This is a genomic window from Streptomyces solicavernae (assembly GCF_029968095.1).
In the GTDB taxonomy this organism is placed as follows: Bacteria; Actinomycetota; Actinomycetes; order Streptomycetales; family Streptomycetaceae; genus Streptomyces; species Streptomyces solicavernae.
On sequence record NZ_JASCIR010000014.1, the window covers coordinates 56,599 to 68,541 of the forward strand.

At 72.8% G+C, this 11,943-nt stretch carries 11 protein-coding genes; 7 read left to right on the top strand and 4 right to left on the bottom strand.

From position 1 onward, the window contains the following. The first annotated feature begins 53 nt into the window (after positions 1–53). Positions 54–539, top strand: a complete 486-nt coding sequence (gene mug / locus QIS99_RS17790; RefSeq protein WP_282514465.1) for a G/U mismatch-specific DNA glycosylase — start codon at positions 54–56, stop codon at positions 537–539. 9 nt (positions 540–548) lie between these two features. On the opposite strand, the gene QIS99_RS17795 is transcribed toward mug, so the two are convergent. Further along, a complete protein-coding gene (locus QIS99_RS17795) occupies positions 549–1,328 on the bottom strand; it encodes an SAM-dependent methyltransferase (protein ID WP_282514466.1) in 780 nt (259 codons plus the stop codon). 102 nt (positions 1,329–1,430) lie between these two features. Next, positions 1,431–1,892 (bottom strand): hypothetical protein, encoded by a 462-nt coding sequence (locus tag QIS99_RS17800; protein WP_282514467.1) that lies wholly within the window; start codon positions 1,890–1,892, stop codon positions 1,431–1,433. A gap of 136 nt (positions 1,893–2,028) precedes the next feature. On the opposite strand from QIS99_RS17800, the gene QIS99_RS17805 reads away from it, so the two are divergent. The 6 genes from QIS99_RS17805 (at position 2,029) to QIS99_RS17830 (ending at position 9,889) form a co-directional block, all read left to right on the top strand. Next, positions 2,029–3,186: an ROK family protein gene (locus QIS99_RS17805; protein WP_282514468.1), complete on the top strand. Its 1,158-nt coding sequence runs from the start codon at positions 2,029–2,031 to the stop codon at positions 3,184–3,186. A 109-nt stretch (positions 3,187–3,295) separates the two neighbouring features. Beyond that, positions 3,296–4,222 carry a LysR family transcriptional regulator gene (locus tag QIS99_RS17810; protein WP_282514469.1) on the top strand — a complete coding sequence of 309 codons (927 nt, stop codon included), beginning with the start codon at positions 3,296–3,298 and terminating at the stop codon, positions 4,220–4,222. 173 nt (positions 4,223–4,395) lie between these two features. After that, the gene (locus tag QIS99_RS17815; RefSeq protein WP_282514470.1) at positions 4,396–5,733 is read left to right on the top strand and encodes an MFS transporter; all 1,338 of its coding nucleotides are present in this window, start codon (positions 4,396–4,398) and stop codon (positions 5,731–5,733) included. Positions 5,734–5,815: 82 nt separating this feature from the next. Beyond that, entirely contained in the window at positions 5,816–7,486 is a 1,671-nt protein-coding gene (locus QIS99_RS17820; protein ID WP_282514471.1) for an acyl-CoA dehydrogenase family protein, read from the top strand. Continuing rightward, the gene (locus QIS99_RS17825) at positions 7,479–8,699 is read left to right on the top strand and encodes a CaiB/BaiF CoA transferase family protein (protein ID WP_282514472.1); all 1,221 of its coding nucleotides are present in this window, start codon (positions 7,479–7,481) and stop codon (positions 8,697–8,699) included. The genes QIS99_RS17820 and QIS99_RS17825 overlap by 8 nt, the downstream gene beginning before the upstream one ends. A gap of 5 nt (positions 8,700–8,704) precedes the next feature. Beyond that, positions 8,705–9,889 carry an acyl-CoA dehydrogenase family protein gene (locus tag QIS99_RS17830; protein WP_282514473.1) on the top strand — a complete coding sequence of 395 codons (1,185 nt, stop codon included), beginning with the start codon at positions 8,705–8,707 and terminating at the stop codon, positions 9,887–9,889. 20 nt (positions 9,890–9,909) lie between these two features. Here the strand turns inward: QIS99_RS17830 and QIS99_RS17835 are convergent, their stop codons facing one another. After that, the gene (locus QIS99_RS17835) at positions 9,910–10,680 is read right to left on the bottom strand and encodes a GntR family transcriptional regulator (RefSeq protein ID WP_282514474.1); all 771 of its coding nucleotides are present in this window, start codon (positions 10,678–10,680) and stop codon (positions 9,910–9,912) included. A gap of 335 nt (positions 10,681–11,015) precedes the next feature. After that, positions 11,016–11,897 (bottom strand): RNA polymerase sigma-70 factor, encoded by an 882-nt coding sequence (locus tag QIS99_RS17840; RefSeq protein WP_282514475.1) that lies wholly within the window; start codon positions 11,895–11,897, stop codon positions 11,016–11,018. Between the last annotated feature and the right edge of the window lie 46 nt (positions 11,898–11,943).

The following is an 11,943-nucleotide window of genomic DNA, read 5'->3' on the forward strand; positions in this document are numbered from 1 at the left end:
CGCTCCCAGGCCGGGACGAACTCGAAGCCGCCCGCGACCGCATCGTTCCCGATGTGGTCGCGGGCGGACTGCGTGTGCTGTTCTGCGGCATCAACCCGTCCCTGATGACGGCGGTGACGGGCCACCACTTCGCCCGCCCCGGCAACCGCTTCTGGCCGGTCCTCCACCTGTCCGGCTTCACGCCGCGTCTACTCCGCCCGGACGAACAGCGGGAGTTGCTGTCGTACGGCCTCGGCATCACCAACGTCGTGGCCCGCGCGACGGCCCGCGCCGACGAACTCTCCCCCGAGGAGTACGTGGCGGGCGGGCGGCTCCTGGAGGAGAAGGTGGCCCGGCTGCGGCCCGAGTGGCTGGCGGTCGTCGGGATCACCGCCTACCGCGCGGCGTTCGGCGAACGCTCCGCCCGGATCGGGCCGCAGCAGCGGACGGTCGGCGGCAGCGGGGTGTGGGTGCTGCCGAACCCCAGTGGTCTGAACGCGCGTTGGACGGTGGAGGCGATGGCCGAGGAGTACGGGCGGCTTCGCTCGGCCACGGGCTGATCCGTACGGTCAGGGCTTGCGGGCCACCGCCCCGTACTGTGCGACCTGCTGGGGCTCGGTGCCTTCCTCGGCGCGCCAGCGGGAGCAGGAGACCAGGCCGGGCGGGAGCAGTTCGAGGCCGTCGAGGAATGCGGCGATCTCCTGGCCGGTGCGGGCGGTGATCGGGGGCTTGGCGTTCTCGTTCCAGAAGGCCATCGCCTCCGCGTTGCCCGCGCCGCCCAGCTCCAGGGTCGGGTGGGTGACCACCACATAGCTGCCGGACGGCACCGCGTCGACGAGGCGGCGCACGATGTCCGTGGCCTGCTCGGTGTCCAGGACGAAGTTGAGGATGCCGAGCAGTATCACCGCGACCGGGCGGTCGAAGTCGAGGGTGTCGGCGGCGGCCCGCAGGATCAGGTCCGGGTCGTGCGCGTCCGCGTCGACGTAGGCCGTCGCGCCCTCCGGGGAGGTGGTGAGCAGGGCGCGGGCGTGGGCGAGGACCGTGGGGTCGTTGTCGACGTAGACGATGCGGGAGTCGGGGGCGATGCGCTGGGCGACCTCGTGGGTGTTGGCCGCGGTGGGCAGGCCCGTGCCGATGTCGAGGAACTGGCGGATGCCCGCCTCGCCTGCGAGGTGGCGGACGGCGCGGCCGAGGAACTCCCGGTCGGCGCGGGCGACTTCGCCGATGCTCGGGTACATGGCGGTGACCTGGTCGCCGACCTCCTTGTCCACCGTGTAGTGGTCCTTGCCGCCGAGCCAGTAGTTCCAGACCCGGGCGTTGTGCGCGACCTGTCCGCTGTGCTCCGTCATCCGCTCCGCTCTCCTTCGGCCGTCCATGATCCTCAAGGGCCCATGGTGGCACGGCTGTTGGCCTCCGTCGCGTGTTCGCCTCCGTCGCGCCCGTCGGGACGGTCACGGTGGGTCGACGTCCGTGACGACCGCGAGTAAGCGCAGCAGCCGGGGTCCCTCGCGGTCGGTGACGGCCAGGGCCAGCCAGCGGTCGCCGGTGTGCCACAGGTCCGCGATGCTCGCCGACCAGCTCAGGCCGTGCCACGGCTCCGGTATCTCCTCCCCCGCACCCCCGCGCAGCAGCACGCCCTGCAGCCCGAACGGGCCGTGCGCCTCCCAGCGACCGTCCAGCCGGGCGTGCAGGGCCGCCAGCTCCGCCGCGTACTGCTCGCATCTGTCCTCGTACTCCCCCGGGTCCGTGGCGTCGAAGTCCGTGCGCCGCAGCTCCGCGACGTGGGCGGCGTCGAGGGCGTCGAGGGCTTCGAGGGCGTCGAGGGCTTCTAACGCGGCGAAGTCAGCGCTGTGGCCGCGCAGGGCGCGGGCGCACAGCTGGTCTATGGCGTGCAGCTGCCGGGCCGAACTCATGTCCCCCAGTAAACCGCCGCCCACTGACAACGCGTGCCCGGCCTGGCCGCGTACGTGGTCCGGGGCCGACCCTCGCCGCGGGACCGCCCGGCGAGTACGATCCGGCGGAACACGCTTGCGACCTGGGAGGACGACGGTGGGGCGGCTGACCGGCGGGGATCCCTCGCTGCTGCGGCGGATCAACTCCGCGGTGGTGCTGCACGCCCTGCGCGGCGTGGAGTTCGCGACGCTGACGGAGGTCACACGGGTCACCGGGCTCTCGCGGCCCACCGTCGAGGGCGTCGTGGAGGGGCTGATGGGCGCGGGGCTCGTCGTCGAGGTCGCCGCCGAGGAGGGCGTGGCCCGGCGCCAGGGGCGGCCCGCGCGGCGGTTCCGTTTCCGGGCCGAGGCCGGCCATCTGCTCGGTCTGGAGATCGGCGCGCACCGCGTCGCCGCGGTCCTGTCCGACCTGGACGGGCGGGTACTCGGTACCGCCGAGCGCGAGGTCGACGAGACGGCCTGCGCCGACGAGCGCCTGGAGCGGCTCCGGCTCACCGTCGCCGGCCTGCTCGGCCGGGCCGGGATCGCCCGGGAGTCGCTGCGTGCCGTGGGCGCGGCCAGCCCCGGCATCGTGGCGGCCGACGGCACGGTGCGGCTCGGCACGGCCCTGCCCGGCTGGACCGGGCTTGCGCTCGGGGACCGGCTGCGGCGCTCCTTCAAGTGCCCGGTCCTGGTGGAGAACGACGCCAACACCGCGGCCGTGGGCGAACATTGGAAGGGCGCGGCGACCGATTCGGACGACCTGGTGTTCGTCCTCGCGGGCCTGAGCCCCGGCGCGGGCTCGCTCATCGGCGGGCGGCTGCACCGCGGATTCGGCGGCGCGGCGGGCGAGATCGGCGCGCTGCACCTGCTCGGCCGCGAGGTCACGCCCGAGTCGCTGCTCTCCACCACGGGCGAGCCGCTGCACCCCCTGGACGAGCAGGCCGTGACGGAGGTGTTCGCGCACGCCAGGCGGGGCGACGAGCAGGCCGCGGCGGCCGTGGAGCGGTTCATCCGGCGCCTGGTGCACGACGTGGCGGCGCTCGTCCTCGCCCTCGACCCGGAGCTGGTCGTGATCGGCGGCTGGGCGGCGGGCCTGGACGGCGTACTGGAGCCGCTGCGCCGCGAGCTGGCCCGCTACTGCCTGCGCCCGCCCCGCGTGGCCCTCTCCGCCCTCGGCGAGTCCGCCATCGCCACCGGCGCGCTGCGCCTCGCCCTCGACCACGTCGAGGAAGAGCTGTTCGCCGTGGAAGGCACGGTCACAGCCCGCCGCTGAACCACCCCGCGCCCGGGGCTTCCGCCGCCGCACGGAACCGGCCGGGCCGGGGCGCGGTCCTGCGGGCGCCGTACGGAGGCACCCCCCGGGCCCCCGTATCGTCACCCCCGTGGAGCTGAGACACCTCACCGGATTCGTGGCCGTCGCCGAGGAGTTGCACTTCGGGCGGGCGGCCGAGCGGTTGCATATCGCGCAGTCGCCGCTCAGTCAGCAGATCAAGCTCCTGGAGCGGGACCTCGGGGTCAGGCTCTTCGACCGCACCACGCGTACGGTCCGCCTCACCCCGGCCGGGCAGGCCCTCGTCGAGCCGGCCCGGCGCCTCCTCGCCGACGCGTCCGCGGTGCGCCGTACCGTGCGGGCCGCGCATCTGGGCGAGGTCGGCCGGGTCACCGTCGGCTTCGCGGGGGCCAGCAGCTATGCCGCGCTGCCGTTGCTCACCCGGGCCGTGACCTCCCGGCTCCCCGGTATCGAGCTGGTCCTTGAGGGCCAGACGTACACCGGCGAGGCGCTGCGCCGGATCGGCGACGGAAGTCTCGACGTGGGCTTCGTGGCGCTGCCCGTCCGGCGCGGCATCACCGCCCGCGTCGTCCGCATGGAGCGGCTGGTGCTCGCGCTGCCCGACAGCCACCGGCTCGCGGCGCACGCCGAGGTGCCGGTGCGGGAGCTCGCGGGCGAGCCGGTCGTGACGTTCCCGCTGTCGCGCGAGTCGGCGGTGCGCGAGGCGATGGTGCAGGCCTGCCACGACGCCGGGTTCGCGCCCCGGATCGCGCAGGAAGCGCCCGACTCGTACAACATGCTGGCCCTGGTGGGGGCCGGTGTCGGGGTGGCGGTGGTGGTGGAGTCGGCGCGCGACATCCACCTGGAGCACGTGGTGTTCCGGCCGCTGGCGGGGGACGAGGTGCCGGTGCTGCCGATCGCGCTGGGCTGGCGTACGGGCAACAGGTCGGCGGCGCTTGAGGCGGTGCTGCGGGTGGCGGAGGAGGTCCTTCCGACGCCTGCCGACGCACCGGACCCCGAGCGCGACTACGCGGGATGAGCTCGCGCCATTACGCGGAATGACGTCTCAATAGGGTCCGCTATTGGTCTTGGACACCACCTAATGGCGCGATGCAGAGTGATCCACGTCTCGCGAAGGAGCGAGTACGCGCAGGGCCTGTCCGGCGCCTCGGGCCGGATCAGGGACAGGCCCCCGACGAGAGGACGCTCGGCATGGCGCAGGACGCCCCCGCACCGCCCGACCCACCGCTCGCCCGTGACGCCCGCCGCGCCGGCGTCACCGCTTTCGTCGGCACCACCATCGAGTGGTTCGACTTCTACATCTACGGATCGGCCTCGGCCCTGGTCCTCGGCAAGGTGTTCTTCGCCGAGGCCTCCCCCGCCGTCGGCACGCTCGCCGCGTTCGCCACGTTCTGGGTGGGCTTCCTCGCCCGCCCGCTCGGCGGCCTGATCTTCGGGCACTTCGGCGACAAGTACGGCCGCAAGAAGGCCCTGATCACCACGCTCACGATGATGGGCGCGGCCACGTTCTGCGTCGGTCTGCTGCCCGGGTACGCGCAGATCGGCGCCGCCGCCCCGATCCTGCTCGTCCTGCTGCGCATGGTCCAGGGCGTGGCGATGGGCGGCGAGTGGGGCGGCGCGGTGCTCATCGCCACCGAGTACGCCCCGCCGAAGCGCAAGCTGCTGTACGGGGCCTTCGCCCAGCAGGGCTCCCCGGTCGGCAACCTGCTCGCCACGCTCGCCTTCCTCGCGATCGCCCAACTCCCGGACGCCGCCTTCGAGTCGTGGGGCTGGCGGGTGCCTTTCCTGTGCTCGGCGTTGCTGGTGGCGGTGGGGCTGTTCATCCGGCTGAGGCTGGCCGAGACGCCGGAGATGCAGGAGGCGCTGGCCCGCAAGAAGCCGGTCAAGCTGCCCATCAAGACCGTGCTGACCCGCTACCCGCTGCTGGTGTTCCTCGGTGTCATCGCGGGCACGGCGGGTGTCGCCATCACGTACGTGAAGACGACGTTCGCCCTGTCCTGGGCCACCGTCGACCTCGGCTTCGACCGCTCCACGTTCCTCACCGTCATCGCGCTCGCCCTGGTGGTGCAGGTGCTCGTGCAGCCCTTCGGGGCGGTGCTCGCGAGCAAGTGGCCGGTGCGCAAGGCCGTGTTGTGGATGCTGATCCCCGAGTTCGTGCTGCTGCCGCTGATGTTCGTGCTCGTGGGCACCGGCGAGTTCTGGCTCGCGGTGCTCGGCATGGGCCTCGCGACGTTCCCGCACGCCATGTACTACGCGGCGCTCGCCGGGATCCTGGCCCGCGTCTACCCGGTGGAGGTCCGCTACACCGGCATGTCCCTCTCGTACCAGCTGTGCACCACGCTGTTCGCCGGGACCGCCCCCATCGTCTCCCAGTGGCTGCTGACCACCTCGGGATCGATCTGGCCCGTCGTCGGCCTCGGGCTCGGCTACACCGTCCTCACCCTGGCCGGGGTGCTGCCGCTGCTCGCCCGTACCGGCGACCCCGCGGCCGACCGGCCCGCCGACTCCCGTACCACTCAACCTGCTTGAGGTGTCTCCAGTGAACACGTCAGTGAAGGCGTCAGTGAACGCGCCGGTGAGTTCTCCTGTGCACTCGCCGGTGAACTCCCCTGTGAACCCGATACACCCCGTCGGCTACGCCGACCGCGACCCGGCCCTGCGCCCGCTGCTCCACCGTGTCCTGCCGGCCGAGGACCGGGCCCGGGTCGAGCCGCTGCTCGACGAGCTCGGTGCGCTGGCCGCCGGTGAACTGGACCGGCAGGCCACGCTCGCCGACGCCAACCCGCCGCGGCTGGTGCCGTACGCGCCCGACGGCGAGCGCGTCGACGAGATCGCCTTCCACCCGGCCCACGACCGGGCCGCGGAGATCGCCTACGAGCGGTTCGGCCTCGCCGCGATGTCGCACCGGGCCGGCGTCCTCGGCTGGCCCACGAAGGTCCCGCACACCGTCAAGTACGCCCTGTCCTACCTCTACGTGCAGTCCGAGTTCGGCATGGCCTGCCCGCTGTCGATGACCGACAGCGCGGCGCGGATTCTGCGGCTGTTCGACCCCGAGCGGTACGCCGACGAGATAGCCGCCCTGTCGTCCACCGACCCGCGGCTGCGGGCCACCGGCGCGATGTTCATGACCGAGAAGCAGGGCGGCACCGACGTCGGCCTGACGGAGACCGTCGCCGTCGACCGGGGCGAGCACTGGACCCTCACCGGCAAGAAGTGGTTCGCGTCCAACCCGTCCGCCGATGTGGTCCTCACCCTCGCCCGGGTGCCGGGGCAGGGCGACGGCACCCGCGGCCTCGGCATGTTCCTGGTCCCGCGGCTGCGTCCCGACGGCACCCGGAACTCCGTACGCATCGACCGGCTCAAGGACAAGCTCGGCTCGAAGTCCATCGCGAGCGGGGAGGTCACGCTGGACGAGGCGTACGCGACCCCGGTCGGTGAACTCACCGACGGGTTCCGGCAGATGGCCGAGATGCTCAACGTGTCCCGGCTGTCCAACGCCATGCGCGCCACCGCCCTGATGCGGCGCGCGGTGCGCGAGTCCGTCGACCACACGCGCGTGCGGCACGTCTTCGGCAAGCCGCTGTTCGACCAGCCGCTGATGCGGGCCACGCTGCTGCCGATGGTGCTGGACACGGAGGCCGCGCTGCACCTCGTGATCGAGGCCGCCGCCCGGCTCACCGACGCCGACGCGGGCGACGCCGACGGCCGCGCCCTGGTCCGCGTCCTCACCCCGCTCGCCAAGCACACCCTCTGCAAGCGGGCCCGCGGCGTCACCGGCGAGGCCATGGAGATCCGCGGCGGCAACGGCTACATCGAGGACTGGGTCAACCCGCGGCTCGTCCGCGACGCCCACCTCGGCTCCATCTGGGAGGGCTCGTCCAACGTCATCGCCCTCGACGTCCTGCGCTGCCTGCGCCGCCAGGGCTCGCACCACGCCCTCGCCGAGGCGTACGGCGACCGGACGGCCACGAAGTCCCGCTGGGCGCAGCTCCGCGCGCGCGGCGACGCACTGCTGCAACTCCCGCCGGACGAACAGGAGATGAGGATCGGGCGGTACGCCGACGACCTGAGCCGCGCCGTCATGGAGACCCTCCTCCACGACCAGGCCGAGCACGAGGCGTGGTCGACCGGTGACGGCCGGGCCGTCCTCGTCGCCCGTACGTACTCCGCGCTCCTCGACGACCCGGCCGCCCTGCCCCGCCCCGCCCTGGACCACTTCGCCGCGCTCGCCGACGGCGGACCGGTCCCGCTCGCCGACGCCCGGGAGGCCGGCCGTGCCTGACCACAGCCCCGCGCCGCTCAAGGGCCTGAAGGTGGTCGACCTGTCGAAGATCCTCGCCGGCCCCTACGTCACCATGTCCCTGGCCGACCTGGGCGCGGACGTGATCAAGGTAGAGCACCCGGACGGCGGCGATCCCACCCGCGCCTGGGGCCCGCCCTTCAACGGCCCCGACGCCACGTACTACCTGGCGGCCAACCGCAGCAAGCGGTCCGTGACGCTCGACCTGAAGTCGGCGGCCGGGCAGGAGGCCGTGCACCGGATGCTGGCCGACGCGGACGTGATGGTGGAGAACTTCCGCCCGGGCTCCTCGCTGGCCCGGCTCTTCGACTACGAGGAGCTGAGCGCCCGTTACCCGCGCCTGGTCATCCTGCACATCTCCGCCTTCGGCGACACCGGCCCGCTGCGGGACGAGCCCGGCTACGACATGGTGGCGCAGGCGTCGGCCGGCCTGATGTCCCTCACCGGCGAACCCGACGGCCCGCCGGTCAAGGCGGGCTACGCGATGGGCGACCTGGGCGCGGCCCTGTTCGGCCTGATCGGCGTCAACGCGGCGCTGGTCGAGCGGGAGCGCACGGGACGCGGGCAGTACGTCACCACGTCGCTGTACGAGTCCCAGCTCGCCCTGCACATCAACTGGGCCACCGGCTACTTCGCGACCGGGGAGCGCCCGAACCGGCTCGGCTCCGGCCACCCCAGCCTCGTCCCGTACCAGGCGTATCCGGCGGCCGACGGGCACTTCGTGATCGCCGTCGGCAACGACGCGCTGTTCCGCCGCCTGGTCACGGCGCTCGGGCACCCGCAGTGGGCGGACGACGAACGCTTCGCGAGCAACCGCGCGCGCGTGACGCACCGTACGGCGCTCAACGCCAAGCTGGAGTCGGTCCTGGTGGACGAGCCGGTCGCCCACTGGGTGGGCCTGCTGAAGCCGCTCGGCGTCCCGGTCGCCGCGATCCGCACCCTCGACGAGGTCTACGACTGCCCGCAGACCGCCGCCCTGGACATGGTGCAGAAGGTCGACCACCCGGATGTCGGCCCGCTCCAGCAGGTCGCGTTCCCCGTCACCTTCCGCGGCGTACGCCCGCCCGTACGCACCGCCCCGCCCACGCTCGGGCAGCACAGCCGCGCCGTACTCGCCGAACTCGGTTACGCGGAACCGGAGATCGACGCTCTCCTCGGCCCGTCCGACCATCCCCCTCACCCGCAAGGAGCCTGACCCTCATGCCGTTCCCCGCCTTCGACGCGATCGACCCGCTGAACCTGGAAGCCCTGCTCACCGACGAGGAGCGGGCCGTGCGCGACACGGTCCGGCAGTACCTCGACGACAAGGTGGAGCCGCACATCGCCGACTGGTTCGAGGCCGGCGAGCTGCCGGACCTGCCCGAACTCGCCCGTGAGTTCGGCAAGATGGGCCTGCTCGGCATGCACCTGGAGGGCTACGGCTGCGCCGGGCTGCCGGCCCGCGCGTACGGTGTCGCCTGCCGCGAGCTGGAGGCGACGGACTCGGGCCTGCGTTCGTTCGTGTCCGTCCAGGGGTCCCTCGCGATGTTCGCGATCCATCGCTTCGGATCGCAGGAGCAGAAGGAGGAGTGGCTGCCGAGGATGGCCGCCGGCGAGGCCATCGGCTGCTTCGGCCTGACCGAGCCCGACCACGGCTCCGACCCGGCGTCGATGACGACCCGCGCGCGGCGCGACGGCGGCGACTGGGTGCTCGACGGCCGCAAGATGTGGATCACCAACGGTTCGGTGGCGGCGGTCGCGGTCGTATGGGCGCGGGACGAGGAGGGCGTCGTACGCGGCTTTGTGGTGCCCACCGACAGCCCGGGGTTCTCGGCGCCGCTGGTCAAGCACAAGATGTCGCTGCGCGCCTCGGTGACGAGCGAGCTGGTCCTGGACGGGGTGCGCCTGCCGGAATCGGCGCGACTGCCGGCCGCGCGGGGCGTGGGCGCGCCGCTGACCTGCCTGAACGAGGCGCGCTACGGGATCGTGTGGGGCGTGACGGGGGCGGCTCGCTCGGCGTGGCGGGCGGCGCGTGACTACGCCCTGCAGCGCGAGCAGTTCGGGAAGCCGATCGCCGGGTTCCAGCTGACGCAGCAGAAGCTGGTCGACATGGCCCTGGAGCTGCACAAGGCCACGCTGACGGCGCTTCAGCTGTCGGCGCTGAAGGACTCGGCGTCCGGGGTGCACCCGGCGCAGATCAGCTTCGGCAAGCTGAACAACGTGCGCGAGGCCATCGAGATCTGCCGTACGGCCCGTACGGTGCTTGGCGCGAACGGCATCTCGCTCGAATACCCGGTGATCCGGCACGCCAACAACCTGGAGTCCGTGCTGACTTACGAGGGCACGACCGAGATGCACACGCTGGCACTCGGCCAGGCCCTCACCGGGCACGCGGCGTTCCGCTGAGCCGCGCCGCCGGGTTGCCGTCAGACGCGGGACGCGCCGGCGTCCCGCGTCTCGTGCGCGAGCTCCACGGTGCCCGAGTCGCCGAAGGTCAGCCGGCAGGTGTCCGCGCGGTAGGTGGCCACGGCCACGGCCGCGGTGCGGCCCCGGGTGAAGTACCGGGTGGTGACGACGAGCACGGGGGCGCCGGGCAGCCGGTCCAGCTGCTTGGCCTCGTCGGCGCGGGCCGAGCCCAGCTCGACCGCCTGGTCCTCGCCGTCGAGCCCCAGGTTGCCCAGCTCGGCCAGGACGGCACGGGCGCCCGGGGGGCCCGCGGGGGCGTCGGCCGCGGGAAGCGCGGGCACCGACGCCGGGGGTACGTACAGGAGCTCGGCGGCGACGGGCTGGCCGCCGGTGACCCGGGAGCGGCGGACGATGTGCACCGGTTCGCCGGCCTCGGTGCCGAGGAGGCGGGCGACGGCGGCGGGCGGCACGGCCGGGGCGCTGTCGGCCACCTCCCAGTCGCCGTCGGTCGCGCCCGGCCTGCCCTGCTGCACGGAGCCGACGGAGACGCCCACGCGGGGCGGGGCGACGGTGGTGCCGACGCCGCGGCGGCGCTGCAGGCGGCCTTCGAGTTCGAGCTGTTCGAGGGCCTGGCGCAGGGTCGCGCGGGCGACGCCGAAGCGGGCGGCGAGCTCGCGTTCGTTCGGCAGGATCTCGCCGACCGCGAACTCGGAGTCGAGCGCTTCGGCGAGCACGGTCTTGAGGTGCCAGTACTTCGGCTCCGGCACCGTGTCCAGCTGCGTGGTCCCCACCCTGTCCCCCTGTCCTCCGCGATCGCCGTGCACCTGCGGCGTATTACGCGCCTTTGTTTATTAAAGGTTCCTGCACTATCTACGCGACCATAGGACGGGCCCCACCCTTGGTCAAGACCAATCCTCGGGCTGTTACAGAGTGAATCCGCCTGATTCCGCTGGGTGTTCATGCGCTGTTCGTGAGGGGAACCGCTGGGGAACTGCGGGCGGAAACGCGCACGGAAACTCGCGCGGAAACGCAGGCGGAACACGACGGAGCCCCCGCCGGTGAGGCGAGGGCTCCTGGAGGCGCTACGGAAGGACGTACGTAACGACGTACGGACGTACATACGGGATCAGTCCGCGAGCGAGACCAGCTTGTCCGGGTTGCGCACGATGTAGACGGACTGGATGCGGCCGTCGGCGACGTCGATCTGGAGCACGCTGTCCGGCTTGCCGTCGGAGAGGATCAACAGGGCAGGGCCGCCGTTCAGTTCGCGTATGCGCACCTCCGGGTTCGGCACGCCCTGCGGGCCGATGGCGGCCATGAAGCGGCCCACCTTCCCGGCGCTCTCGATGATCCGCAGCGGCGCCCTGGACTTGCCGCCGCTGTCGCCGACGAGCCGCGCGTCGGTCGCGAGCAGCTCCATCAGGCCGTCCAGGTCCCCGTCGGTCGCCGCGGTGAGGAAACGCTCGGTGAGGTCGCGGCGTTCGGCCGGGTCGACGTCGAAGCGCGGCTTGCGCTCCTCGACGTGTTTCCGTGCCCGGTTCGCGAGTTGGCGTACGGCGGCCTCGGAGCGTTCGAGGACCGCGGCGATCTGCGCGAACGGGAAGCCGAACGCCTCGCGGAGCACGAACACCGCGCGCTCCAGGGGCGAGAGCGACTCCAGGACCACCAGGACGGCGAGCGAGACCGACTCGGCGAGCACGGCCCGCTCGGCGGTGTCCGGCACGGTCGCGCCGAAGTCCGTGGCGAGCGGCTCGGGCAGCCACGGTCCGACGTACGCCTCGCGCCGGGACTGCACGTGGCGCAGCCGGTCGATGGCGAGCCGGGTGGTGATCCGTACGAGATAGGCGCGGGGTTCGCGGATCTCGGCGTGCTCGGCCGTGGACCAGCGCAGCCAGGCGTCCTGGACCACGTCCTCGGCGTCGGCGACGCGGCCGAGCATGCGGTAGGCGACCCCCGTGAGGACCGGGCGGTGTTCTTCGAAGACGGCGATCGCGGTATCGGTGGCCACGCACCCCATCCAAGGCCGCGCGCAGGCAGCTGTCCAGGCACTTCGG

Bases quoted from the DNA above. Each gene is read 5' to 3' on its own strand.
- QIS99_RS17795 (WP_282514466.1), bottom strand. From the start codon at position 1,328: ATGACGGAGCACAGCGGACAGGTCGCGCACAACGCCCGGGTCTGGAAC.
- QIS99_RS17800 (WP_282514467.1), bottom strand. From the start codon at position 1,892: ATGAGTTCGGCCCGGCAGCTGCACGCCATAGACCAGCTGTGCGCCCGC.
- QIS99_RS17815 (WP_282514470.1), top strand. From the start codon at position 4,396: ATGGCGCAGGACGCCCCCGCACCGCCCGACCCACCGCTCGCCCGTGAC.
- QIS99_RS17830 (WP_282514473.1), top strand. From the start codon at position 8,705: ATGCCGTTCCCCGCCTTCGACGCGATCGACCCGCTGAACCTGGAAGCC.